This window comes from Anabaena azotica FACHB-119 (genome assembly GCF_014697625.1).
Classification (GTDB): Bacteria; Cyanobacteriota; Cyanobacteriia; order Cyanobacteriales; family Nostocaceae; genus Trichormus; species Trichormus azoticus_A.
The window spans coordinates 1-26,308 of record NZ_JACJSG010000015.1 but is presented as its reverse complement, the minus strand read 5'-3'; the positions used below and the strand labels follow the sequence as shown (position 1 = coordinate 26,308).

At 40.0% G+C, this 26,308-nt stretch carries 21 protein-coding genes; 5 read left to right on the top strand and 16 right to left on the bottom strand.

All coding sequences use genetic code 11. The features are described 5' to 3' along the window. Nucleotides 1–86 precede the first annotated feature (86 nt). The gene (locus H6G83_RS12825) at nt 87–683 is read left to right on the top strand and encodes a Uma2 family endonuclease (protein WP_190472355.1); all 597 of its coding nucleotides are present in this window, start codon (nt 87–89) and stop codon (nt 681–683) included. Here H6G83_RS12825 and H6G83_RS12820 read toward each other — a convergent pair. Continuing rightward, on the bottom strand, nt 664–1,080 hold the full coding sequence (locus H6G83_RS12820; RefSeq protein WP_190472353.1) for a heavy metal-responsive transcriptional regulator: 417 nt from the start codon (nt 1,078–1,080) through the stop codon (nt 664–666). The two genes, H6G83_RS12825 and H6G83_RS12820, sit on opposite strands and share 20 nt — an antisense overlap. A 521-nt stretch (nt 1,081–1,601) precedes the next feature. After that, on the bottom strand, nt 1,602–3,725 hold the full coding sequence (locus tag H6G83_RS12815) for a serine/threonine-protein kinase (RefSeq protein WP_190472641.1): 2,124 nt from the start codon (nt 3,723–3,725) through the stop codon (nt 1,602–1,604). A gap of 92 nt (nt 3,726–3,817) precedes the next feature. Here H6G83_RS12815 and H6G83_RS12810 point away from each other — a divergent pair, with 92 nt between their 5' ends. Together H6G83_RS12810 and H6G83_RS12805 are read left to right on the top strand one after the other, a co-directional pair. Beyond that, entirely contained in the window at nt 3,818–4,513 is a 696-nt protein-coding gene (locus H6G83_RS12810) for a rhomboid family intramembrane serine protease (RefSeq protein ID WP_190472350.1), read from the top strand. Nucleotides 4,514–4,674: 161 nt separating this feature from the next. After that, a complete protein-coding gene (locus tag H6G83_RS12805) occupies nt 4,675–5,022 on the top strand; it encodes a hypothetical protein (protein ID WP_190472346.1) in 348 nt (115 codons plus the stop codon). 563 nt (nt 5,023–5,585) lie between these two features. On the opposite strand, the gene H6G83_RS12800 is transcribed toward H6G83_RS12805, so the two are convergent. The 8 genes from H6G83_RS12800 to H6G83_RS12765 all read right to left on the bottom strand — a co-directional run bounded on the left by H6G83_RS12800 (nt 5,586) and on the right by H6G83_RS12765 (nt 19,042). Next, nucleotides 5,586–5,972: a response regulator gene (locus tag H6G83_RS12800; protein WP_190472343.1), complete on the bottom strand. Its 387-nt coding sequence runs from the start codon at nt 5,970–5,972 to the stop codon at nt 5,586–5,588. Between the two features lie 92 nt (nt 5,973–6,064). Beyond that, nucleotides 6,065–6,229 carry a hypothetical protein gene (locus tag H6G83_RS12795; RefSeq protein WP_190472340.1) on the bottom strand — a complete coding sequence of 55 codons (165 nt, stop codon included), beginning with the start codon at nt 6,227–6,229 and terminating at the stop codon, nt 6,065–6,067. A 544-nt stretch (nt 6,230–6,773) separates the two neighbouring features. Next, nucleotides 6,774–10,580 (bottom strand): diguanylate cyclase domain-containing protein, encoded by a 3,807-nt coding sequence (locus H6G83_RS12790; protein WP_190472338.1) that lies wholly within the window; start codon nt 10,578–10,580, stop codon nt 6,774–6,776. 253 nt (nt 10,581–10,833) lie between these two features. After that, the gene (locus H6G83_RS12785) at nt 10,834–11,241 is read right to left on the bottom strand and encodes a response regulator (protein WP_190472324.1); all 408 of its coding nucleotides are present in this window, start codon (nt 11,239–11,241) and stop codon (nt 10,834–10,836) included. Nucleotides 11,242–11,788: 547 nt separating this feature from the next. Beyond that, nucleotides 11,789–12,157 (bottom strand): LuxR C-terminal-related transcriptional regulator, encoded by a 369-nt coding sequence (locus H6G83_RS35910; protein WP_190472321.1) that lies wholly within the window; start codon nt 12,155–12,157, stop codon nt 11,789–11,791. A 106-nt stretch (nt 12,158–12,263) separates the two neighbouring features. Then, entirely contained in the window at nt 12,264–12,641 is a 378-nt protein-coding gene (locus H6G83_RS12775) for a response regulator (protein WP_190472319.1), read from the bottom strand. Nucleotides 12,642–12,707: 66 nt separating this feature from the next. Beyond that, nucleotides 12,708–17,144 (bottom strand): PAS domain S-box protein, encoded by a 4,437-nt coding sequence (locus tag H6G83_RS12770; protein WP_190472316.1) that lies wholly within the window; start codon nt 17,142–17,144, stop codon nt 12,708–12,710. Between the two features lie 62 nt (nt 17,145–17,206). Continuing rightward, nucleotides 17,207–19,042, bottom strand: coding sequence for a response regulator (locus H6G83_RS12765; protein ID WP_190472313.1), 1,836 nt, complete (start codon nt 19,040–19,042; stop codon nt 17,207–17,209). A 269-nt stretch (nt 19,043–19,311) separates the two neighbouring features. On the opposite strand from H6G83_RS12765, the gene H6G83_RS12760 reads away from it, so the two are divergent. Further along, the gene (locus H6G83_RS12760) at nt 19,312–19,701 is read left to right on the top strand and encodes a hypothetical protein (protein ID WP_190472310.1); all 390 of its coding nucleotides are present in this window, start codon (nt 19,312–19,314) and stop codon (nt 19,699–19,701) included. 49 nt (nt 19,702–19,750) lie between these two features. Here H6G83_RS12760 and H6G83_RS12755 read toward each other — a convergent pair whose 3' ends face one another. The 6 genes from H6G83_RS12755 to ruvC form a co-directional block, all read right to left on the bottom strand. Next, entirely contained in the window at nt 19,751–20,089 is a 339-nt protein-coding gene (locus H6G83_RS12755) for a hypothetical protein (RefSeq protein ID WP_190472306.1), read from the bottom strand. Nucleotides 20,090–20,292: 203 nt separating this feature from the next. Further along, a complete protein-coding gene (locus tag H6G83_RS12750; RefSeq protein ID WP_190472302.1) occupies nt 20,293–21,123 on the bottom strand; it encodes a hypothetical protein in 831 nt (276 codons plus the stop codon). Between the two features lie 8 nt (nt 21,124–21,131). Further along, nucleotides 21,132–21,821 (bottom strand): restriction endonuclease subunit S, encoded by a 690-nt coding sequence (locus tag H6G83_RS12745; RefSeq protein WP_190472299.1) that lies wholly within the window; start codon nt 21,819–21,821, stop codon nt 21,132–21,134. An 8-nt stretch (nt 21,822–21,829) separates the two neighbouring features. Further along, a complete protein-coding gene (locus tag H6G83_RS12740) occupies nt 21,830–23,839 on the bottom strand; it encodes an HsdM family class I SAM-dependent methyltransferase (protein ID WP_190472295.1) in 2,010 nt (669 codons plus the stop codon). A 37-nt stretch (nt 23,840–23,876) separates the two neighbouring features. Then, nucleotides 23,877–24,008 (bottom strand): hypothetical protein, encoded by a 132-nt coding sequence (locus H6G83_RS35905; RefSeq protein WP_277876331.1) that lies wholly within the window; start codon nt 24,006–24,008, stop codon nt 23,877–23,879. 27 nt (nt 24,009–24,035) lie between these two features. Further along, nucleotides 24,036–24,533, bottom strand: coding sequence for a crossover junction endodeoxyribonuclease RuvC (ruvC, locus tag H6G83_RS12735; RefSeq protein ID WP_190472292.1), 498 nt, complete (start codon nt 24,531–24,533; stop codon nt 24,036–24,038). Nucleotides 24,534–24,745: 212 nt separating this feature from the next. On the opposite strand from ruvC, the gene H6G83_RS12730 reads away from it, so the two are divergent. Beyond that, a complete protein-coding gene (locus H6G83_RS12730; RefSeq protein ID WP_190472288.1) occupies nt 24,746–26,140 on the top strand; it encodes a gluconeogenesis factor YvcK family protein in 1,395 nt (464 codons plus the stop codon). Nucleotides 26,141–26,308 lie beyond the last annotated feature (168 nt).

Genomic DNA, 26,308 nt, shown 5'->3' with positions numbered 1-26,308 from the left:
TTCGTAATTAGTAATTTTCTACAGGCGCATAAGCCTATCTAGAGAAAGTTAAAGACTAATGACTAATGACTCATAACTAATGACCAATGACTAAATTAAATGTTGTCACACCGAAGCGATTCACTATTGATGAATATCATCAATTAATTGAAATCGGATTTTTAAAGGAGGGCGATCGCATAGAATTAGTTCGAGGGGAATTAATCGAAATGGTAGCAAAGGGAACACCTCATACAGTCTGTGGTTCTATACTGTGTCGCCAACTAGACCGACTTTTAGGCGATCGCGCGGTTATTCGTGGACAAGATCCCATTACCCTACCAAATCAGAGTGAACCTGAACCGGATGCAGTAATTGCTAGAGGAAGGGATGAAGATTATCTAGCTCATCATCCTTATCCTGAAGATATTTTTTTAGTTGTAGAAATTTCTGATTCCACTTTAACTTATGACCAAACAACAAAGTTAGAAGTTTATGCAGAAGCAGGTATTTCTCATTATTGGATTGTTAACTTAAATGCTAGTCAATTAGAGTGTTACACTCAGCCTTATCAAAATGCTCAAGGTAAATTTGACTATCTTAGCAAGCAAATTTATTTACCAAATGAGTCAGTAGCAATTCCTGGGTTTCAAGATTCATTGTTGGATTTAAGGAGAATTTTTCCTAGTAATCATTTTCAATGATAGGACAAATTGTCGCCTGGGAAGTATCAGGTTTTGCTTCCCAACCCGATAGTAATCCTGTTAATTCTTGCCTCAGAATTAGTAATTGTTGAATTTGCTCATCAATGGCTTTAACCTTATCTTCTAACCTATTTTTGATATGGTCACAGGGCAATTCACCTGCATCGTAAACCTGTAAAAAATCCTTAATCTCCGCTAAATTCAAGCCTAAACTTTGAGCGCGTTTAATAAAATGCAATCGTTCTAAAACATCACTGTGAAATAATCTAAATCCTCCCTCTGTTCTCCCTGAAGATTTGAGAAGACCAAGTTCTTCATAGTAGCGAATTGTTTTAATTGGTACGCCGCTTTCTTTAGCAACTGAACCAATTAGTTTTGGTTCTTCTTGAGCTAACATACTGTTCTGGTTTTTAAATGAAACTACCTATACTCTATCTTAAACTCTCCAGTTAGATGGAGAGTCAAGTCTAGTACAATAGTAGTGGCGTGGCAAAGCTAAAATGTTGCATTATTCCTTTCCTGTAGTGCGGGCATCTTGCCCGCATCAGACGGGCAAGATGCCCGCACTACAAGATTTATTTTTATTGCACTACTTTAGCCTTGCCACGCCAGTAGTGGACTGGCAAGGCTAAAATGTGGCATTAGATTGGGAAAAAAATCGAACGCAGATGAACGCAGATAAACGCAGATGAGTAAGAGATAGATTGTTGGCTAATGCACTACTTTAGCCTTGCCACGCCAGTAGGGTGCGTCAGATGTGGAAAATCCTTTAATGTGTACGAAATAATTGGGGCTGACGCACTCTACAGTTCGTTTGATTATGACACTTGCGTAAGTTCTAACAGAGTTTGTAGTTGAGTTACCTATTCATCAAGTACAGTCAGGGATGATCAGGTAGGCAATGCCCACCCTACTGTACTAATCATCCCGTGAGGGACTGGTAAACTCAGGACTAGGCATAGCTGGAGTAACTACGGGCTTTGGTGTTGTGGCTTGGAGTTGGCGCTGGGCTTCGTCACGGGCGTTAATGGCTTGGTGGTAGTCTGGTTTGTATTTAATTGCTTGTTCGTAGGAGGCGATCGCCTGTTTATATTGTTTTAAATTATACAAGGTATTTCCCCGACTATACCAACTTTCAATATGCTTTGGTCGGTAACGCACCGCTCGATTATAGGAGGCGATCGCATCTTGGTATTTCTGTAAAATATACTGAGAATTTCCCAAACTATACCAAACTTGATAATTATTTGGCTTAATTGCCGCCGCTTTATTATAAGATTCTATTGCCTCGGTATAGCGTTGGTTTTGATGTTGTGACCAACCTTTGCCATACCATGCTTGATAGCTATTCGGATTCAGCTTAATGACTTGATTAAAAGATTCAACTGCTTCTGGATAACGTTTTAAAACAATTAATACATTACCCCTAGATAACCAAGCAATAGAATAATCTGCCTTATATTGCACTGCTTTATCATAAGCCTTAAAAGCATCTTCATAACGATTAAGATTGACTAAGACATTACCTAAATTATACCAAGCTCTGTCATAATCAGATTTTATTTCCAGAGCTTTATTATAAGCTTCTATTGCTTGATCATATTCTTTGAGATTTTGTAATGCCATCCCCTTATTATACCAAGGTTCATAAGCATCGGGTTTAAATTCAATAGCCTTATCATAAGATTTTATTGCTTCGTCATATTGTTTTAAATTGCTGAAAGCCTCACCTCTAGCATTCCATACATCTGGGTAATCTTCATTTAATTGTATGGCTTTATCAAAAGAGGCGATCGCCTCTTGATATCGCTGTAAATTCTGTAAAGCAAAACCCCTACCACTCCAAGCTTCTAGATACTCTGGTTCGAGTTGAATTGCTTTATCATAAGCTGACAATGCTTCTTGATACTGCTTGAGGCGAAATAAGGTTTTCCCTTGTCCACTCCATGCTGTCGCATAATCTGGTCTAATATTCACTGCTTTTTCATAAGCAGCTAAAGCATCTTTATATCGTTGTAATTCAAATAATGTATTACCCTGTTTAGCTAAGTCTGTGGCATTATTACTATTAATACTATTAACTACAAATACTGAGGCTGTGCCAGTAGCACTAATTAATAAAGCTGCTAATAATAGTTTGATAAATATGCTTTTCTTAGGTTGAGGAAATTTAAGTTTAGTAGGTGCTAAATTTGGAGTTATAGCGATAGTTCCAGTTGCTGGTTGCGTTATATCTGTGAGTGCTTGTAATGCAACAGTAGCCGAAGCGTAACGTTGGCGGAAATCATAACACACCATTTTGTCGATAAATTTGGCAAACTCTGGCGATACTTGGGCATGATTTTGCCAGATAATTTCATTAGTATCAGCATCATGTTCTAGTTGATCAGGTAATAATCCTGTAATGGCTTGAATTGCTACTATCCCTAAAGCGTAGATATCACTACTAAATTTAGGATTACCTTGGGCTTGTTCTCCCGGTATGTAACCAGGAGTACCAATAATCACAGTAGATTTACTTTTACCTGTAGAAGTTACTATTTGGGTAGTGATTTGTTTGACTGCGCCAAAGTCAATTAAAATTAACTTGCCATCTTGCCGTCTGAGTATGTTTCTGGGATTAATATCACGGTGGATGACATTTTGCTGATGGACAAATTCTAAAATGGTCAAAATCTCTTTTAAAAGTGCTATTACCTCATCCTCAGTCCAAGTTTTTCCCGGTGTTAATTCTTGACTCAAATCATGTCCGGGTATAAACTCCTGTACTAGATAGAACTGGGCATTTTCTTCAAAATAGGCGAGAAGCTGGGGAATGCGATCGCCAATTCCTAATTTGTATAAAACCTGCGCTTCTGTATCAAATAATCGCCGCGCTATCTCCAAAGTTGCCGGATCATTGGCTTGGGGTTGGAGTTTCTTCACCACACACTTAGGTAATCCTGGCAGGTGAGTATCACAAGCCACATAAGTTTCACCAAATCCCCCGCCTCCCAAGTGGCTAATAATTTGGTATCTTCCAACAAGTGTATTTCCCAGCATCCAGTTTACCCAGTTGAGTGCATTGTGATCTGATTCCAATCTTGCCACAGGTTTTTCGAGAACTGCTGACTGTTGACAACCGACTAATTAAAATGATTCCTATTAGTGATAACTTACGTTTTCGTAGACGGCCAATTGTTAATTATTGGTTGATTGGTATTAATCTTGTGATATTTCTATGGGAAATTAAACTAGAAGTGAGTGGTGAACTAAGCTATCTCATCAATAGTTGGGGTTTAGTTCCATTCCAAGTTAGCGCCGCAATTAAGAATGCACTTATTAACCCTGCGGCGGGGATAGTCGTATTTTGGCGTTTGTTTTCCCCCTTATCTGCTATGTTTCTACACGGCAGTTTTAGCCAAATATTGGGGAATATGTTATTTTTGTGGGTGTTTGGTAAGGGTGTAGAGAATATTTTAGGACAATGGCGCTATTTAGGATTTTATCTAGGTGCGGGTGTGATCACAGGATTGGTGCAAATTCTTGTTGAACCAAGTTTGACTGTACCACTAATTGGTGCGAATGGTGCGATCGCCGCAGTTTTAGGGGCTTATGTAATGCACTTTCCTAAAGTCGAAATAGACAGTGTTTTACCTTTAATTCTTGTTTACATCCCTCTTGCATTACCAGTTTCTTTCTATTTATTTTGGTGGTATATTCAACAGTCCTTCTATGGCATTGGTAGTTTAAGCATCCCACCTGTGGGAGTAAATCAACCCAGCCTAGCCTACTGGATGCAGTTTGTAGCCATGATTCTTGGTGCAGCATATATAAGAATATGGCGTTGACTCTCACAGGGCTAAAGCCACAGTGGCACAAAGCAATATACAAAGAGAGTTTCAGCCCTGTTTCCTGTTCCCTGTTCCCTGTCACCTACCATAACTACTTGCCCTTTGGCTACCTTGATATTATACGATGGACAAAGTGTCACAAAAGGCATGGAGCTATTATGGGTCGTTATACCTGTTCATTTTTGATTGCTATTAACCTTGAGTATCTCCAGCCATTACTTCTAGACTTGTTGCAGGATTGTGATTTAGAAATTCAATACTACACAAGTGATTATATTTTGGCGCTTGAGACTCCTGGTAAGGTTTCTTTTTCTAAGTTGGTGAAAGTGGAAGTGTTTATTGATAAATCAATGGCTACTGAAACAGAAACCCGCATGAGTATCGTCATTAAAAATGAAGAATTACCTCTCCAATTAGATAATCATTGCCGACAAATTTTTGAATATGTCAAGCAGTCAATTGAGCGTAGCCGTCATTGGCATCTCATTGAAATTATCGCTGGCTAATGGTGTTATAGCAGGGGACAGGTGATAGCGTCAACATCTGCTTGCTATGAGGATTTTATGATTCATCTATGTCCTAATCTATGTGGCTACTGCTATATCGGAAACTTTTTAGTAATCCCACGATTTAATTTACTCCCATTAAAGGATTTTCCCCGTCGGACGCACCCTACTCCAAGTGCCAGTTGCGTAAGTCCTGACCTTTTTTGAATTCAAAATGCAAAATTCAAAATTCAAAATGAACAGAAGAATGGAAATAATTTTGAATTAATTAATTCTGGGTACAAGCCCCCGCCAAAATCTTTGATTTGGCGGTCTTCCCTACGGGACGCTACGCGAACAATTAGTGGTGAGTTCAAGCTCCCACTAATTGTCTTTAATGCGCGAATTTTGCGGAAAGTTTCCTACGGCGGGTTTCCCGCCGTAGGAAACTTTCCAAGACGAATTTTGAATTGGAGCGTTCGCGTAGCGTCTCGTAGAGAAGCGACTTGACTAATTCAAAACTAAAAAATTATATATAACAAGAATTTGCTAGTTTATCCCTGTCAGATTATTTGATAAAATTGTCATTTTTTGAGAAAATTTTCGTAGGCAGAGTTAATAGTTTGAATAAACTCTGCCATATCAAATGGTCTTTGCAGATAATAAGCAATTCCTAAATCAGAGGCTATCTTTTCTAACTTGCTATCTCCAGAAATCATGACCACTGCTAGTTTAATTTTTTGTAATTGAAGATATTGATAAACTTCTGCTCCTGTTAATTTGGGCATTTGGTTATCCAAAATCAATAAATCTGGTTGCCAAGCTAAAACTTTTTCGATCGCTTCTTGCCCATCTTTTGCTTGTTTCACTTCCCAACCTTCTTTTTCTAGTGCAACAGTCAGGCAGATTTGGTTGCTGTCTTCGTCATCTGCAATTAGGGCTTTAAGTTTTTTTAAGTTTTTATAATTCATAACCGACCCTTCACTTTAGAGTTGGATAATTATCTCAAGGTTGTTATTTTTGGTATTGAGAAAGTTTAAATATTTTCCAAGTAATAAAACTGCTATTGTAAGGCTGATACAAGTTTGATGGCAAAACCTAAGAAGCTTCTATTTTCTTCTGGATTTAGGTTAGGCATTTCTTGCCAGCAAGTGCGACAAAACCAATTGGTTTTCTGGGCGCGGGCTGGAAACAACATTTGGTTTGAACAGCAAGGACAGTTAGCCATAATTTTATGGGTTTCTTAAATAATGCGGAAAAGTTTTTTATAGGTGGAAACTTCAACGCATTCAATTTATAAAAAGAAAATAAAGAACTAATAAAGAAGTGAAAAGTTGTAATAAATTGAAAAGATATGAAAAATAATTAAGAATAGTAAAGTTATAGTACGGAATATAATTGTTTACAAGACTTACGCAACTGGCACTTGGGGTAGGGTGCGTCAGAAGGGGAAAATCCTTGAATCTGTACGAAATTATTGGGGCTGACGCACCCTACTGGCGTGACCGGGCTAAAATGTTGCAAAAAATTTTCTTGTGGTGTAGGCATCTTGCCTACACTGGACGGGCAAGATGCCCATCCCACAAGAGTTTTCTAATGCACAAATTTAGTCTAGACATTCCACTACAGTTAGTTTGATTATGACACTTGCGTAAGTCCTATGTTTAATCTGCTATAGGACTCATACTTGATTTTTGAAATATACGTAGTAGACATTGCCACCCTACAGATACTACAGATACTGAGATTTTTTCAGAAATCAAATCGGATTCCTATATTGGGATAAAAATTTCGTAAACAAACGAGCGATCGCGTCCCTGTGCTTTAGCTTGGTAAAGGGCTTTATCGGCAGCCTCAATTAAATCCAATGGCAATATACTAGGTGTAGGCATGAGGGTAGCAATACCTATGCTCAAGGTGACATAAGGTTTGACATCAGATGCAGTATGGGGAATACTCAACTGTTGAACGGCTTGATGAATTTCCCTGGCAACCTGCATAGCACCTTCAATGTCAGTATTTGGTAAAATAACTACAAATTCTTCCCCACCATAACGAGCAACTAAATCGGTAGAACGTTTGACAGTTTGTTGAAAAGCTTGAGCAACTAAGCGCAAACAATGATCTCCAGCAGCATGACCATAAGTATCGTTATAGCGTTTGAAATAATCAATGTCGCATAAAAGTAATGAGATAAAACCTTGTTCTCTTAAGAGATTTTGCCAGAGGTAATTCAGCTTGGTATCAAAACGTCGGCGATTAGCAATCCCAGTTAATTGATCAAGCATTGCTAGATTTTGCAATTCCTGGTTAGCAGTTTGCAATTGCTGATGCAGTTCTGATTGCTGAATAGCGATCGCCACTTGTGTGGCTAATTGTTGCAACAAGTTACTTTCCCAAGGTTGCCACTCGCGGGGGGCGCGGCAATGATGTACAATCAACAGACCCCAAAGATTACTACCTTGTAAAATGGGAACAATTAGCTTGGCTTTGACTTGCAATTGTTCTAGTAACTGCACATGGCAAGGAGCAAAGCCTGCTGTGTAGATGTTGGGAATAACTGTAACTGTATTTTGTTGATAGAATTTTCCTTGAGTTTCTACAAAGTAACCCTCTATAATTTCCATATTCAAAATTGACCGCCAAGGTTCTGCTACAGACTCAGTAATGACTACACCACTCCAATCTGGATTGAAGCGGTAAATCATCACGCGATCGCTGTTGAGCAAATGCCTCACCTCAGTCACAGTAGTATTTAAAATGTTGTCCAAATCCAAAGTTTGACGAATGTGTTGAGCGATCGCATAAACCAGCCTTTCCTGTTCTATCTGTTGTTTGAGCGCTTGTTGAGTCTGTTTGCTCTCCGTGATATCTGTAAAAGATGTTAATACTGCATAGGGCTTTGATTCATCTGGTTTAAATAGCGGTTGGGCATTAATCGAAATCCAACTGAGACTACCATCAGGTTTGTGAACTCCCATGATCACATTGTATTGGGGTTGTCCAGTTTGTAAAGTGACAATGGCAGGATGGGTTTCCCCAACAAAAGCAGAACCATCTTCATGAATAGCTTGCCATTGCTTATCAATGGCAGTTCGCCCCATAATTTGATCAATCGTTAATCCTAAAATTCTTTCGGCACTTTCGTTACAAGCAGTAATGCGACCATCAGCTTGCTGTAAAACAATACCTTCCGTCATGGCTGTAATTACAGAACGATAGCGTTCCTTACTAGAGCGCAATGCTTCTTCCATCTCCTTGCGTTCGGTAATATCAGTATGGGTTCCCAGTAATCGTAAGGGAGAACCATCAGGCGATCGACTGACGATTTTTCCTCGGTCTAAAATCCACTTGTAAGTGCCGTCTTTACACCTGATTCGATGTTCACTAACATACTGTTGCGTTTCACCACGAAAATGCTTTTCAATCTCTTGGTAGACATATGCTTGATCATCTAAATGAATCCGTTGCTCCCATTCGCTTAAACAGTTACTAATCTCATCCTCTGCAAACCCTAACATTTCTTTCCAACGGCGTGAGAAAAAAACCTCGTTGGTTTGAGCATTCCAATCCCACACCCCATCACCATTTCCTTCTAGAGCATATTGCCATCTTTCTTCGCTAACCTTGAGTGCTTCTTCGATTTGTTTGCGTGGAGTAATATCTTCAAAAATGTATAATCTGCCAAAATATTTATCTCGAATATCCCGAATTTGAGCAGAAAAGCGACGAATCGTCCGCCCATCGGCAAATAAAATTTCATCCTCAATCGTGCAACGATGATCTTGAGATTGTAATGGTTTACAAGATTCAGCAAATGTCGGAACATCAGCGATTGATTTGATACAATCAGGAATAATGTCATTATTTTTTAATGCCCCTAAACGCATCTTTGCTTCTAAATGTTCAATACCCCAAATTTCACAGAAGCGGTGATTGAAGTAGAGAATTTCATCCGTGCGATTATCTACAACAAAAAACGCCAGTAAAGAAGTATCCGTCATGGAACGTAACAAAGCTTCCTGCCAGCGCAACTCTTCCTCGGTACGCTGATGTTCTAACCGAGCAGTTTGTTGTTTGGTAATATCTTTTTCATTAACTAGGATCATGGAATTACCCGTCACCGGATCGCGAGTACAGCGTATATCCATGCCATGCCAACGTATTCCCTCAGTTGTGAAGACTTGAGTTTCCACACTAAAAACTTTACCAGAATTAATTACACTCAAAGCTTGTAGTCCGATATTTGCATCCACAAAATGACGCAAAAAAGCATTGTCGCTAGCAGCATTGGGCTGAAGAGTATCCCTGTAACAATTAAGGGCTGCGGGGTTTTGCATCAAGGGTACACCATCCATTGTGTACAGGGAGATCATCAAGGTAGTGTGACGCAACGCTTCGATCGCCCGGAGAATTTCTTGATTAATTTCCTCTGTGACTTGGTTTGTCCCCTCCACCAACATCGCCATGCGTCCATCTTCTATTTCCACCCCAGAACACAGACAACGAACAGATACAGGTTTACCTTCTGGGTAAAATGTCCAGTTTTCGGCGATAACTTTTCCTTGCTGAAATTGATGTATATAGCTTTGCAAGCGAATACGGGTAGATTCGGAAACATCGCTAAAGTTGCGCCTGAGTAACTCTTCTCGACTTTGGGCATTCCAAATATGCAGTGCGGCTTTGTTCACCCACCACATCCGCAAGTTTTGGATGTCATAAATCCAAATTGGTGTTTGTAATCTGTCAAATGCCCTCAAATCTGCAACCGATATTTTATCAGTCAATGAAGACATGGGGGATGAGGTGAAGCAGTCCGGCTCTTCTCTACCACATATGCAGTTCGCGTTACTGTCTGCGGAGGAGATGGGGGACTGATGTTGTCGTAGAGCAGAAGCAATACTATTCTGTTCAATTGCAGATGCAGTTTCTTGAGGAATTTTTTCTCGATTATTTTTGTGAAAATTTGTTTTTGCTAACCTGAATTTCTGTCTTATCCTATCAGAAATTTGGCAGAATTTAGGGTATCTTTGTGCTTGCTGAATAAAAATTCCTAATTCTGTGGCTAGTATTTGTAAAAACTCAATTTCTAAACTACTCCATTGGCGTGGTCTACCGCATTGATGAGCTATCAATAAACCCCACAGATTAAGAGATGAAGCTGCTTGAGGGTTAACTATAATTGGTACTATTAAGCTAGCTCGAATTTGTAATGCAGTTAATAAATTTTTATAACAGGGAACGAGCGGTGTATTATCAATATCTTCAATTACAGAAATTCTTCCGGCTTGATATTGTTCTAGCCATTTAGCTCGAAAACAAGGGTCATAAATTAATTGTCCTTGGATAGGTATCCATTGGGGGCTGACAGATTCAGCCGCTACTACCCCATCTCCATTGGGGAGAAACTGATAAATTACCGTGCGATCGCTTTTTAAAATGCTTCTAGCTTGACTGACGATGATTTCCAGACTTTCACTCAACTCCGATGACTGATGAATTTGCACAATAAGCATTCTGAGTTGAGACAGAATATGCTCCCATTGAATTTCAGTACCGAAAGAGTGATCAAGCACCATACACCAGAAAAGTTATATTCTAATTTTGCTAAAAAAAATTAGATACCGTATTTTTTCGCAAAGTATACTTAAAAACTGTTGCCGCACTAGTGATATCACTAACGCAATATTACCTACAATAAGAGCATAAATTGGACGACAGTAATCTTGTGAGCCTTTTACTTTCAAAGTTGGATAATTAATTTATACCCTAATATACTGAGTAATGCTATAGAGAAATGCTAACTTTAATTGAACTTTATTGAATAATTAATTAGCTTTCTATCCAACCCAGAATAGCAGCAATTTGAAAATGCAGTGTCACCGGATCAAATGGTTTGAGAATTATACCAGCAATTTGATACTGTCGCAGAACTTGCGGGTCTATCCACCGCGCTTTAGCGCTTAACAGAACAATCGGAATGGCTTGAGTTTGGGGATTATTTCTTAGTTGTTCTATCAACCTAAAACTATTCATAGTCCTGATTGATAAATCAAGTATAATTGCATCAGGATGAAAAAGCTCTGCCCTTTGCAATCCGTCTAAAGGAGAATCAGCAATTACTACGTTCCACCCGCCTAAATCTTTGAGGCAAAGTCCGACAATTTCTTTAACACTGATTTCATCATCTATCAGCAATATCATTCTATTGCTAATATCTATCTCCTTTATAGTAGTCATTAACTAGACTCCCAATCAATTAAAAATTTGTTTATTGCTGCTGAATGAGTTTAGAACTTATGCAAGTGTCATAATCAAACTAACTGTAGGGTGCAGCACCAATAATTTCGTACACATTCAAGGATTTTCTACATCTGAAGCACCCTACTATTGTTCCAGTTGCGTAAGTCCTGGTGTTAATAAAAATTATGAAAAATAGGATAATCTTTTTTTATTCAAAAAAATATAGTTTATCTAGGTACAATAGTAATAATATTTGTCAAGAGTTAATTGCCTAATTCATGATGCTTTTGGCGGGCAATGCCCACCATACATCTATTTCAAAACTCCAATAGGACTTTTATAGTTATAGCAGTAGCCACATAGGTTAGGACAAGGATGAATCATATAATTTTTATAGCAAGCGGCTTTTCAGCCTATCACCTGTCCCCTCTCACCTGTCACCTACTATGATTGGGGTTTTGGCTATCACCTATTATCAACTACCAAATCCAAGAGATGCCAAGAAATGGATATGATTAATAGCTGAATAAGACAAAACCAAAAATTAATAAACTAAGCCAGAACGGAGAGCTAAGACAACAGCCTGGGTGCGATCGCTAACATTCAGCTTAGTCAAAATATTCCGAACGTGGGTCTTGACTGTTCCCAAGGTTATATCCAACTCTTGTGCAATATCCAGATTAGTATTGCCATTAACCATTAATTTTAGAACATCGAGTTCTCGTTGTGTGAGGGGATGGTCTAAAATTCTCTGCATTTGTTGCACAGTAACTGCACGAATGATTACGGTTTGTGAATGCAAAACCGCAACGCCAAATCTACGATCTGGAATTTGACTCAAAGCATTACTATAGAATGGCAGCAAAGTAAATTTTATGGCTTCTTCCACTGGCTCAACTTGACAAAAGTTCATATATATTGCTATGTCTAGTAGTTGCTTGTTTATCCATAAACAAAAACAATATATGAAAAAAATAAAGAACTTATAAAGAATTAGAGATTTTTACAAAGTTTAAAGATTAGTCTTCCCAACCGAGAATATCAGCCACTTCTTGAGAAATAGTGACTGGTTCAAAAGGTTTAGCGATCATACCGGCAATTCCCATCTGAGCAAAATGGGCGCGATCGCTTGGCAAAACTTTCGCAGTCAGTAAAATTACAGGTATAGATTTGGTGGTGGAATTTGCTTGCAGTTGCTCATACACAGCAAAACCGTCCATATTAGGCATAGACACATCCAGCAGAATCGCATCAACAGGTTGTGTTTGAGCGATTGTTAAACATTCCGTCCCTGATGCAGCCGCCACAGTATCCCATCCGCCCAAATCCTCTAAACAAGCCTGCACCAGCTCACGGATTCTTGCTTCATCATCAACGATTAGTAGTTTTTTAGTCATTAGTCAATAGTCAATAGTCATTAGTCATTAGTCAACTGTCAACTGTCAACTGTTAACTGTCAACTGTCAACTGTCGCCACCGTTTGGCAAAGTAAAGAAAAATGTACTACCGACATCAACGGTACTTTCTGCCCAGATTTGCCCACCGTGTTGATCAATAATACTGCGACAAATGGCTAATCCTAAACCTGTACCGCCTTTCACACGAGAATCAGAACCATCGACTTGCTGAAATCTGCCGAAGATAGCTTCTAACTTATCAGTGGGAATACCTCGACCTTGATCGGTGATTTGGAATAGTACATAATCTGTTTGCTGTTGCACAATCAGGGTGATGGTAGAATTAGGGGGAGAAAATTTGATTGCATTACCTAACAAGTTGGTCAGTGTTTGAATAATGGCATCAGCCGCAGCCCAGACTTGAGCATCAGTAGGGTGAATATTAAAGGTAATGTTTTGCTGCTTGGCGATCGCAATTACTCCGTCTACAGCTTGTGCAATTAAATCGGCTGCTTTGCAGGTGCTTTTTTCTAAAACAGCACGACCTGACTCTAAGCGTTCCAAATCAAGAATATCGTTAACTAAACGCACTAAGCGATCGCTATCAATGGCGGCGATCTCAATCATGCGTTTAAACTTTTCTGGTTTTTTATCGTAGATACCACTATTTAATAAGCCTAGTGCAGCCCGAATGGAAGTTAAAGGGGTACGTAGTTCGTGACTAACTATACTAATAAACTCATTTTTGATTTGCTCAATTTTTTGCTGTTCAGTAATATCTTCCGCGATACCCGCTATCCGCACCATTTCCCCTAATTCATTTTTGATGGGAAAAGCGCGATCGCGAATCCACCGCATGGAACCATCAGGGCGGATGATGCGATACTTGACATCAAATTGCCCTGATCTATTCTGTTCGATGGATGCAGATTCGATGTAAGAGCGATCGTCTGGGTGAATGACATCTAACCAAGTTAAAGCATTTTGGTAGAGACTTGCACAACTTCTTTGCCAAATACTTTCATAAGCTGGACTCACATAGAGAATTTGCTGCTGCTGAATATCTTTCATCCAAAATACAGCATCGATGTTTTCTGCAAGTTGGCGAAACTTTTCCTCACTTTGGCGTAAAGCATCTTCGATGCGTTTGCGATCGGTGATATCTTGGTGAACTGCTACTAAAACATCACCGTAGTCGGGATGCTGGAATACAGAAGTCGTCGCACTACACCAAAATGGTGTGCCATCTTTTTTGACATTGTAGACTTGATAGGTCGCTTCACCATATTGTAAGACGGCAGAGCGAATAGATTGATTGACATCTTCCGCAGTTAACGAATCTGTGGCATAATTGACAATTGAGACATTTTGACCATTCAGTTCGCCCGATTCATAACCAAACATCTGCTCAAATTTGGGATTGGCGTAGACAATCATCGCATCAGTAGCCCGTACCAAACATACGCCTTCTGCCATGTTGCGGGTGATGACAGCCTGAAACTCAAGCATTTGTTCTGCTTGTTTAAGTTGAGTTAAATCGTGCTGGCTAACGATTATACCCCAAATGCTACCGTCTGGTTCACGGTAAGGCGTGTAAGTAACGCTCATAAATTGCGGTACTAAATTGGGGTAATGAAACCATCTTTCATAGTGAATTGTCTCTCCCGCTAGACATCTATCTAAGCGGGGTTGGATGAAGTCAGCAAATAAATCTTCACCCAAAACATCCCTGATGGATTTTCCTAAAACTTGGGTATGGGATTTGTTGCACCAGTCGAGGTAAGCTTGATTAACTATTTGATAAATGTAATCGCGATTGAGTAGGGCAATGCCATCTTGGGTACTGGAAACAATCCGCTCATATTGACGCAGTATGGCTTCGTTACGTTTGCGATCGCGTAGCGCCGCTTGTTGTTCGCTGATATCAAACACCGTGGAACGGCTCATCAAAAAGTTACCGTCTGCATCTTTAATGGCTGTAGCATTCACACTTACCCATCGGGTGGTTTTATCTTTGCTGACAATTTCAAACTCCAGATTATTCACCCAACCCTGTTGCTTAAATTTAGGAAAGCTATCAAGAAAAACCTGTCTACTCTCAAACGTGAGAATATCTAAAAACTGCTTGTGTAGGATTTCATCACGGGTATATCCTAACCATTGAAGTTCTGTATCGTTAATGCGAATAAAATTCCCCTCGGCATCTAGGGAGTGATAACCACAAGGTGCATTGTTATACAAATCCTCAATTTCACGTACATATTGTTGTAAAGCGGCTTGGGCTTGTTTACGCTCAGTAATGTCATTATTGATTTCTAGGATCTTAATTGGTTTACCAGCCGGGTCTGTTTGTAAAACCCAACGACTAGCAACAGTCACAGATTGCCCATCTCGCCGGATATGGGTAAGCTCTCCTTCCCAATAACCGCTTTGCAAAAGTTGGGCTGCAATCTCTTCTTTGGGCTGGGAAAATTGAGTTTTCAGGAGATTATGGCTGACTTGTCCCAAAGCTTCGGCTTTTTTCCAGCCATACATATACTCAGCGCCCTCGTTCCAGAAGGTGATGACCGCGTTGAAATCGCAAGTCATGATAGTATCGTGCGCCAAGTCTAGGAGTTGCGCCTGCTCTAAAAGCGCCATTTGGGTTTGTTGTTGCTGTATCACCGTTTGTAAAAGGCGATCGCTGATTTCCGTCAGTGCTTCGGTGCGCTCGGTAACTCGTTGCTCAAGCTCGACATTGATTTGTTCCAGGGTAACTTGCGCTTGTTTACGTATTGTAATGTCGTCACCAAAAATAATGATACCGCCAATTTCACCCATAGCATTATGCCAAGGGTGAATTGCCCAACGTATCCATTGCTGGGTTCCATCTAAGCGCACAAATAAATCTTCTTCACACTTTTCGCTGGCTCCAGCCAAACAGCGTTGATGAATTTGTTGCCATTGCGCTGATATTTCTGGGAAAATTTCGTAGTGCGATCGCCCAATAATTGATTCAACCGCATCAAGCTGATAGTCATCCACCCATCTTTGGCTAGCCATGATATAGCGCATATCCCGATCAAACATGGCAATAGCCGCAGGTGCATACTGGGCAAATAGGCGTAAGGTTGCTTCTCTTTCGCGCAAGGCTTGTTCGGCGCGTTTGCGTAAGCGAAGCTCGTCGAAGACATCGGTAATTTCCTCGCACACCGTACTGATACCAATGATACAATCGCCATCTTTTAACGGCAGAAAGCTTTCTAACCAAGTCCTCTGTACACCGGGTTGTGCTGGGGTTTCCCCAGTTATTTCTACATTGAAAACGGGTTCGCCAGTTGCTAAAATCCGACGCAGCAGTTGTTCGGCTGCATCAGCCAAATCTGGCAGTAACTCCCTTATTGTCCGACCGATATGTGCCTCGACAGAAAAACCGTTGATTTCCGCTAGACGCTCGTTAATGCGGACAAAGCGCAAATCTGCATCTAAAACATTCAACCCAATGGGGGCTGACTGGTAGATGGTTTCAATTTCCGCTAATTGGCGCTGAAGTTGGATTTGGCTTTCCTTTAAGGCTGCTTGGGCTTGTTGACGTTCCCTGAGTTGGGTTTGTACTTGTGCAAACAAATCCGCTTGCTGAATAGCAATGCTTACCTGTTCCCCTAACTGCCGCAACAGAGCAATTTGGGAAGCTTCCCATTCACGGGGAGCCGCGCAGTGATGAGCCGTCAGTAACCCCCACAATTCGTCTCCCAGAAGAATGGGAACTACTAAATTTGCCCTTACTTGTAGACTCGCCAGAAATTCGACATGGCAAGGGCTAATATCAGCATGATAAATATCAGTTCTGGCAGTAACTAAGCCTCTTTTGAAGGGGGCGATGTTTTCTTCCCCAATGCAAGGGTCGTAAATCTCCAGTGCTAAAATAGACATCCATGCAGGCGCAACCGATTCAACTACAGTCGTACCACCCCAGCCTGGAAAAAATTTAAAGATAATCACGCGATCGCACCCCAAAAACTGCCGCACTTCATCGACGGTAGTTTGCAAAATCTCTTGTAAATCAAGCGATCGCCGGATACGCTGGGACATTTCCATGACTAAGCGTTGTTGCTCAAATTGCGCTTGCAGTAAGCCTTGTGCTTGCTTGCGTTCATTTTCCTCAGCTAATTGTTGACCCAGTTGTTGAATCTTCTGTTTACTTTCGAGAAAATTGCTAGTCAGCAGGCTCATGCACAAGGCAACCAAAAAGAATAAACCCAGGCGCAATATATCTTCTGGTTGCGAGGGCAAAAATTGATATCGCGGGGGAATTAAAAAGTAGTCAAGTAATAGTGTTGAGAGAATAACTGTAGCTATCCCTGGATAAAAACCACCATACCAACTACTGACAATAATCGCTATATAAAAAAAAGCACCAATAGTCCGAGATATCAGATATTCTAACCAAAGCGACAATTGCAGAGCGATCGCCGTTGAGCCAATCACCACACCATAAGCTAATAATCGCTGATCAACTCTCATGACTTCCCCTGACCTTTCTATTACCTGTTGACTAATGACTAATGACTAATGACTATTAACTATTAACCTTTCCACCGCCTTCTTTCAATGCGGCTTAGTACCCTTGTCACCAGTTCCGGGCCTAGCACTGGCTTGTTGATAAAATCATCGGCTCCGACGGCAAAAGCTTGTTGTAGGGATTGAGCATCAGTATGGGCTGTTACTACCAAAATCGGTAAATCTCCCCAATGGGCATCTTGGCGCACAACTTGACACAACTCTAAACCATTAACTAATGGCATTTCTAAATCTAGCAAAACTAAATTTGGTGATGTCGCTTTGAATACTTCCCAAAATTGTTGCGGTTGGGATAAAGTAACGACTTCTAGACCCCAAGGAGTAAGTAACTGTGATAATTTAGTTAGCATTACAGAGTCATCATCAACAATTAATACCTTAGCTTCTGATGGTTTGGCTGGAGGTAGGACACGAGCGATCGCCTCAAAAATTTGCTCAATTGTCGAAGGTTTATGTAAAAATTGTTTTGCACCTAAGCGTGACACCGCCAGCCTATCAGCTAGGCTATCTCTGGCAGTGAAAATAATAATTGGCAGATTTGGGTGATTTTCTCCCAGTTCCCGCAACAGCGTTAATCCATCTTCTTCAGTACCAGGGAAACTCAAATCGAGTAAAATTGCATCAGGAGTTGCTAAGGCTAAACGCGATCGCGCTGTCGCCAAATCTGAAGCAATTTTCATTCGCATTCCCCAAGCATCCGCCCTAGCCAATAACTGCTCGGTAAGATTAGTATCATCATCAATTACTAGTATGCGATGAGTCTGCTGTAAAGGGGCAGGTTGAGCAGTCAGGGTTGCAGGTGGCTTTGTCAACTCCTGTTGCAATGCTGTCACCAGTCGGGAAAATTGCGTAATTTCCCCCTCAGTGAAGTTACTTTTAGCTAATAGTAAATGTTCTAACTCTCGCGCCAGTTTAGAACCTCCAGCATATCCAAATGTCCCCATTGCACCCGCTAACTTGTGAGCTTCATGCAATGCTTGCGCTTGTAACTCGGCTGATAAGTTTCCACCCAACAGAGCAGTTTTTGCTTGTTCTAGCACCGTCACCTGTTGGCTAAAGGAATTGCGAAATTTGTCTAATATTCGATTAACAGCAGTTAAATCTTTCGTGCGGGGTTTTTTGTCCAGGTACTGTTGTGGTAGCGTTGGGGTATGATGAGTATCGACTGGAACCGGATTTAAGCGATAGCCCATTCCATAAACAGTTTCGAGGATTTCTTGAGTCAGACCTCCAGCTTTGAGTTTTTTGCGTAAATCTTTAATGTGAGTAGTCACTGCATTTTCAATCGGTGCATCATCAAACCCCCAAAGCTTATCGAGAATTAACTTGCGGCTAAAGATGCGATTGGGATTTTGTAAGAACAATTCCAGCAATTTGTATTCTGTCGCTGTCAGTGAAATTATTTGCTCGTTACAAGTTACTTTGCTAGAGATTTGGTCTAAAGTGAGATTTCCCCAACTTAATATAGATGATGCGATCGCCCCACTGCGGCGTAACAAAGAACGAATTTTTGCCAGCAATGCCTCCCAGTCGTAGGGTTTGATGATATAATCATCTGCTCCCGCGTCTAAACCTTCGATGAGATTTGCCTTACAATCCTTAGCAGTCAGTAGCAGAATTGGTTTAAGATAACCTTGCGATCGCAATTGCCGACATAAACTAATCCCATCCAGCTTAGGCAGCAACCAATCCAGCAAAATTAAATCATATTCTGCCGACATTGCCAGCCCTAATCCCATTTCGCCATCATTGGCTAAGTCAATATTGTAATGATTTGCTCTTAACAAATCAGCCAGGGCCGTACTGATTAATAAATCATCTTCTACCAACAAAATTTTCATAAGCGGCATCTGGTGAAAACATTCATCACCCCTGGACAATATTTCGCATTATCTTGACCTTCCCTGGCGCTTGTACCAAATCTACATAGATTGTTACATTCTCTAGGGTGCTTGAATATCAAGGATTTTCACTTTCCACAGTATTATTTCTTAAATAAGGAATATTATCTTCATAAGTTCTTTATATTTGTTCAGTATTTTTTATTTCACAAGCAGATTCAACTCAGCCCAATTCAATGACAATTTGAATCACTATCAAGAAAATTAATATGCAATATCTCTACCATTTAGCCAATGCCAGCCTGACTCTGCGCCTAGTTGAATATTTAACCACCTGTGCCTATATTCCGAGTAACATTGTTACAGTTATTAGTCAAATTGATGGGTGGGTGGTTAACATCAAGATGAAATCTACCCTTGATGCTCAACAGGATAAAAACGTTAAAGCTGTTTTGAATGAGTTAGGAGTAGTTTACTCTCCATCCAAGTTAATCAATTCAGTACTGATGGAATTAGAAAAAGGAACAACAATTACTAATGTCATGCGCCGCTATCAAGTTGCTATAGTTTGTCATGGCATTCCTCAAAGTGATGAAATTAAAATTTTCCGCAAACATTTCATAGATGGATTAGGTTATTGTCCGCAATACTTAGCTTAATTTGTGGTGATTAGTAATGTTATTCAAAATTTCTGATTATTAGACCTCTCTAAATTGAGGATATAAAGTAATGGCTTCTGACAAGATTTAAATAATTTGGCGATCGCCTAATCTGCATCTTTACTTCTATTGCTGCTGGGTGTAAAAATGGGGCGATCGCTTCTCTACACTCGCTCATCACTGCTTCACCATTGCGGTAGAAGTTGAGTTGCATCATGGTCTTGTAGTCCGGTAACAACCAGCAACAGCCACATCCGGCACTTAAATAACCGCAGTGATAAAAGTTCTTTAGGAAATTTGTGATTTCTGTTACCTTGCCAATGTCCCAGGTGGGAAAGTTGTTGTTTGGCACAAATTGGGCAGAGGTCGCCGGGTTTGCCTTTGTCAATGCTGTATGTAGAGTCTTCTAGGTTAAGGGGTTTGATGTCTGGAAAGCGCCCTGCTTGGGAATGAGGGCATGGTCTACCGTTCAGTTCTGCGGGGATGATGCCCGTGCAGATTAGGTTATCGGGGTAGATATTGCCATCCGGGGAAAGGAAGAATTTTATCTAAACCTTTTTTCACCTAAATAAAAGCTATCTTTGTTTCTAATTAATTACTCAAAAATTCATTACCATGTAACTTTCGTTCATGAAAATCTCCTACATGGTTTCGTAGTATAAGAAATCTGTGTAATTGACCACAAAAACTTTGCAGGCTATTTAAGTTTTCTTTAGTCAAATACTTTCCGTGCATTACCCGATTGCGTAATTCACGAGCCTCACCAATTTTACCTATAATATCTACCTGATCATAATTATCAAAAATATTTTGAAATGGTTTATTGGTTGTGTGCTTTCTATCTTCATCCTCGATAATCTGCTGCAAATCTGTAAAATCTAAATAAAAAATAGGGTGTAAGTCAAAATAATTATGTAATAGATTGTTGGTTTCATTTCTTTTATATCTATCTGCTTTTCTCAATAAGTCATTATTAATACCTGCGTTATCCCACCACTCAGTACCATAATGATAAATCATCACTTTAATGATTAATTCTCTAATAACATTTTCTAAATCTATAAATAAAGGAAAACTTGCTAAATTCCGAGAACGACCACACGAACTATAAACAAGGGTTAATTTACCAAAATAATTTTTTGCTACTTCTGCAATTAAATCATTCAGTTTATCTATATCAATATCTTGATTAGATTCAATATCGAAATTTAATAGCTTTGGCTGGGGTGAAGGCTCCCATTTAATATTGATAGTCAATTCATAATCAATTGCTAAATAAGCTTCAGCTATACGGTAATTATTAGATGGATTAACCCTAAATTTTTGATCATATGTAGCATTTAGAGCATCAAAATATTTTTTTATATTTTTAATTAAAGTCTTTTCAGTCTTAGAATAACCCGTAATATATCTAGCCTGCATAAATAATCTTATTTACTTTTAAAAAAATTTTCTATTATTTCACCAGCTTCTTCCATGAGCTTTGTTGCTTTTCGTTGGAGTTCTAAAGCTTCAATTTGTTTATGACGTATAGCTTCTACTAAACTCTTTTGTTCATCCAAAGGAGGTAACGGAATAGGTAAATCTCGTAAATGAGAAATAGTTATAGACGGTTGAATACTACCTATAGCTTTTTGCTGTATCAAGTCTTTACCGAATGAAGAATTAAGAAACATAGATAAATACTGTGGATAGACTACTTCTTTTAATTCCAGTTTTACTAAAAATGAAGTAATGTTAGCAGGTTCATCAAACTCATAAACGGCGGAAATATTCATATTAGGACGTAGAAATAAGCCTACTAAAACATCATTTCGCTTAACAGCACTCCTGTATAGCTTATGATGTTCTTCCAAAGACATAAATTTATTAGCATTAGATATAGCAACCCCTTCAGCAGTTATACAATTTAATGATAAAACTGGTATTCCGTCTGATCTATATTCAAGGGTTCCAGAAAAACCACGCTCAGTTCTTTTAACGATCTCCTGTAAAGGAAATATTGGATATTTTATTTTTTTTAAGACTTTCTCTATTTTTGTAGAGGCTGAAGAAAAAATATAGAAATCCCATCTTTTTTGTTTACGTAAATCACTCAAATTTATAACTGCTTTTTCCATGTTTAGTTCTAATACTTAGCTAAATCATTAATTACTTCTTGAATTTCAACAGATATTAATTTTTGATTTTGATAGCTAGTAATTCGACCAGCTTTGTCATATCCAATATCATCAATTCGTGCCATGTAAATTTCATAATCATCATCACATTCAGCGTTTATTTGATCAAAATCTCGTTTTTCTAAAAGAATTAGACTAGTTTTCACAGCAGCACCATAGGGTGCAAATGTTTCTTGTGGCAAACTGATTACTGCTTTCAACTTTGTCCAGCGTAAAATCCAATCGCGTACATCTTGCATTGAACTATTAGCCAATATTCCATCAGGTAATATGATCGCTAACTTACCTTTTGGTGCAAGAAATTCAAGACAACGATTAAGAAAAGCGACTTCTTGGGAAATATTTTTCACAACCTTGCCATTTTTCTTACTAACTCCATCTCGTTCTGCAAAATCCTTCAAAACATCTTCATTAGTCACCTTAGAACCAAACGGGGGATTAGTTAAAATCATAGTTAACCCCCCTAGATAAAACCCAGGATATTCTGGTAGTCCCTCTGTAATTCCTCCCGTAATACTGCCTAATCGTTCTAATGAATCCATGACTTTTAAATCCGCATATTGTGCGCCATTCATTAAAGTATTAACTCGCGCTATGTGCATTACATTGCGGGAATATTCAGCACCAAATAAATGATTATCTCTAAATTTAATAAATTCTTCTGTTGGTTCTTCAGGATTAATTCCTTCAGCACTACCACCATTATTGGCTATTGCTTTTGCATACTCTTGTTTACGCACATAATCCAAAACATGGGTCAGCATCCGCGCTGAACCGCAAGCAGGATCACCAACATAATCATTTACTGTTGGTTGTAAAATACCCACCATTAAATTAATTACTGGCGTAGGTGTGAAATACTGCCCTAAATCATCACGGAAAGTTTTGCTTAAAAAATCCTCAAATACCCCACCTTTGACATCTGCTGAAGATTTTCGCAAACTATAAGGCGCTAACCGTTCTACTATTTGCATTGTGGTGTATGGCTTGAATTGCAGCATATCAGCCTCACTAAAAGCTAAACGTACACCCAAATCATCACCAAATTTTTTAGCTAATGTTTCTCTTTCCCACTGCTTGGCTTTTTCAAAAGTTTCTCTTACTTGAACAAATAAGCGTTCTGGGTCAGTTTCCTTAGTGGTACTAAATACATAGGCTCGTTGTTCGCCTGTTTTCTTTACTATGTCAATAGTTGCTTGTTCGTCGTACCACTTAGCAAACAAGAATTTAACCATTGCATCTACTGCTTCTTGTGGTTGCAAACCCTCATTATCTCTCAAAATCGAGTGGCATCCAGAGCGTGTGTCACCCAAAACTTCACGAAATTTTTCACGGGTTAATGGTGTTAGTCCTGTTTGAATCCCATCAGGCTGACTAGGATTAAGGATAACTGTATAATTACTATGCTGTGCTGCTTTACGCACACTTTCATACTTAGGTAAATCGCCAATTGGTTCTAGTTTTCTTGGGTAGTCGAGGTCACGGCGATAGATTTCTGTGTGCTTACCACTGGTTAAAATTGCATAACGTACAGACGGCGAAGCAGAGGTATAAGAATTTATTCGATGAAGATGCTCTACCCAACCTTCGGCTTCAGTCCCACCAACTTTTTTACTTGGTTCCATAGCCTCCAGCGCAATGAAGGCTACATCCAGATTACCTATTGAATCGGCATAACGATCATCGAAAATTACAACGTCTACCCGTCCTAAATATCGTCGCCCACCCTGATAAGTTCCCTCAGTAAAATCTGCATTTACTTCTAGCGCCATCGCCTCTAGTGGAACACCATACTCTGTATGTAGAATATCGATCGCCCACATTGTCACAGGGTCTTCTGCCGGACGCACGTAAGAACCATCAGACTTAAATAATTTCTGTAGATTCATGGACTGGCGATATTTTTCTGGTACGTCAGCAGGATTTTTGTAAGGGTTGGTGAAGTTAGAGAATGGCATGAGCGATCGCTATAAATAAAAATGATGCACTAGCGAATTAATATACTACTGCAAGATACTCAAAAATTAGATATCGCCAGCCTAGCAACATCCCAGCATACATGACAAATTTACCTTCCCGTAAAAAGCGATCGCCCCAACCAAAGTTGAACGGTTCAAGCGATCGCACAAATCATCCACCTCTACTTGTCATTCTTCAATCAACCGTCAACATACAGGCTGTTAAAGCCACAGCCAAAGCATCAGAAGCATCATCAGGCTGAGGAATTTCCTCTAAATCCAACTCTCGCGCTACCGCCTCTTGCACTTCAGACTTATCGGCGTTACCATAGCCCGTTAGAGTTTGTTTAATTTGCGCTGGGGTAAACTCTACATAAGGTAAATGGTGCTGTGCCAAGGCTAACATAATTACACCTCTAGCTTGTGCCACGAGGATAGTACTTGACATACGATAGAAGAAAAGTTTTTCCACGGCAACCAAATCAGGTTGTACATGGTCAATCAGGGTGTGCAAATCGTCGAACAAAATACACAAGCGTTGTCCTACATCTACATCTGCCGAAGTTCTAATCACTCCAAAATCCAAGATATCCACCAACGTATCTTGAACTTGGGTTGGGCTTTGCTTGCAAGTAATTGCACCAAATCCTAAAATAGCCAGTCCAGGGTCTAATCCTAAAATGCGTTTTTCCATTAACTGTTGACTGTTGACTGTTGACTGTTGTACGGGCGGGTTTAACTGATATATTTGTTTTCGCCATGAATTTCTCTATAAACCCGCCCCTACTGACTATGGACTAATGACCAAGTAAAACTAAAAGTTTCCATAATTTCTGACTTGGTGTTAAAACCAGTTAGTGTACATTTTCTGTTAATTGTTGTTTGTACCACGGCTCCGAATCAGGTATGTCAATCGGTTTTCTCAGACAAGCCCTCAACGCACTGCAAAAGCGATCGCCCTTGGCGGGGCGTAGCCCATCGCACAGTCGCACGTCCCATCGGGTGAACCAGTGGTTCAAATGGTTATCCCCTGGACTTTCGATCAAACGTTGGTTGCTAATTAGTGTTGGGGGTGTATTACTGTCGATTCTGGGGTTAGCAATTTGGGTGAAGCTGACCCCCATTTTTTGGATGTTGGAGTTGATTAGAGGTTTTTTAGGAGCCATAGCCAACATTTTACCCAACTATATCAGCGGCCCTTTGGTAATTTTGGGCGGCTTGTTATTGCTGCTTTGGGGTCAAACTCGCACTGTCGGGTCAATTACTCAGGTTTTAAGACCGGGTGCGGAAGAAGAACTGATTGATGTACTGTTAGCCCATCGTCGCCTGTATCGGGGGCCGAAAATAGTTGTAGTTGGTGGTGGTACTGGACTATCTACTTTGTTGAGAGGATTAAAAACCTACAGCGCTAATATTACGGCGATCGTCACTGTAGCAGATGATGGTGGTTCTTCTGGGAGGTTGCGTCAGGAATTTGGTGTGCTTCCACCAGGGGATATTCGCAACTGTTTAGCAGCCTTGGCGGATGAGGAAAAGCTATTAACTGAGTTATTTCAATATCGCTTCCGGGCTGGGGATGGTTTGACTGGTCACAGCTTTGGTAATTTGTTCTTAACAGCAATGAGCGATATCACTGGTGATTTAGAACGGGCTGTTGCGGCTAGTTCCAGAGTTCTAGCTGTGCGCGGGCAAGTTTTACCTGCTACTCTTAGCGATGTTCGTCTCTGGGCAGAATTAGCCGATGGTCGCATCATTGAGGGTGAGTCTAGCATACCCAAGGCTGGCGGTAAAATTGTCAAGATTGGTTGCCTTCCTGCCAACCCTCCGGCTTTACCTGCTGCTATTAAAGCTATCAAAGAAGCTGACTATATTATTATTGGCCCTGGTAGCCTTTATACCAGTTTGATTCCTAACTTATTAGTATCAGAAATTGCTGATGCGATCGCCGCTTCCGTTGCCCCCCGCATTTATGTCTGCAATGTCATGACCCAACCAGGCGAAACTCAAGACTACACTGTTGCTGACCACATTCGCGCCATTGACAATGCTTGCGGCGGTAGAAGGTTATTTGATGCTGTACTAGTACACAAAAAATCCCCCTCAGCCCAATCACTTATCCGCTACGCTCAACAAAATTCCCATCCTGTATTTTTAGATAGAGAAGCTGTAGCCCAACTAGGGAGAAGAATAGTTTTAGCTAATGTCTTGTACGAAGATGAAACCGGCTTCGTGCGACACAATCCCCAAAAATTAGCCAAAGTCCTACTGAAATGGTACAGTGGCGCACATCATGGGAAATAGGGAAGGGGGAAAGGGGAAGGGGGAAAGGGGAAGGGGGAAAGGGGAAAGAAACTAATGATAACTGATAACTGATAACTGATAACTGATAACTGATAACTGATAACTGATAACTGATAACTGATAACTGATAACTGATAACTGATAACTGATAACTGATAACTGATAACT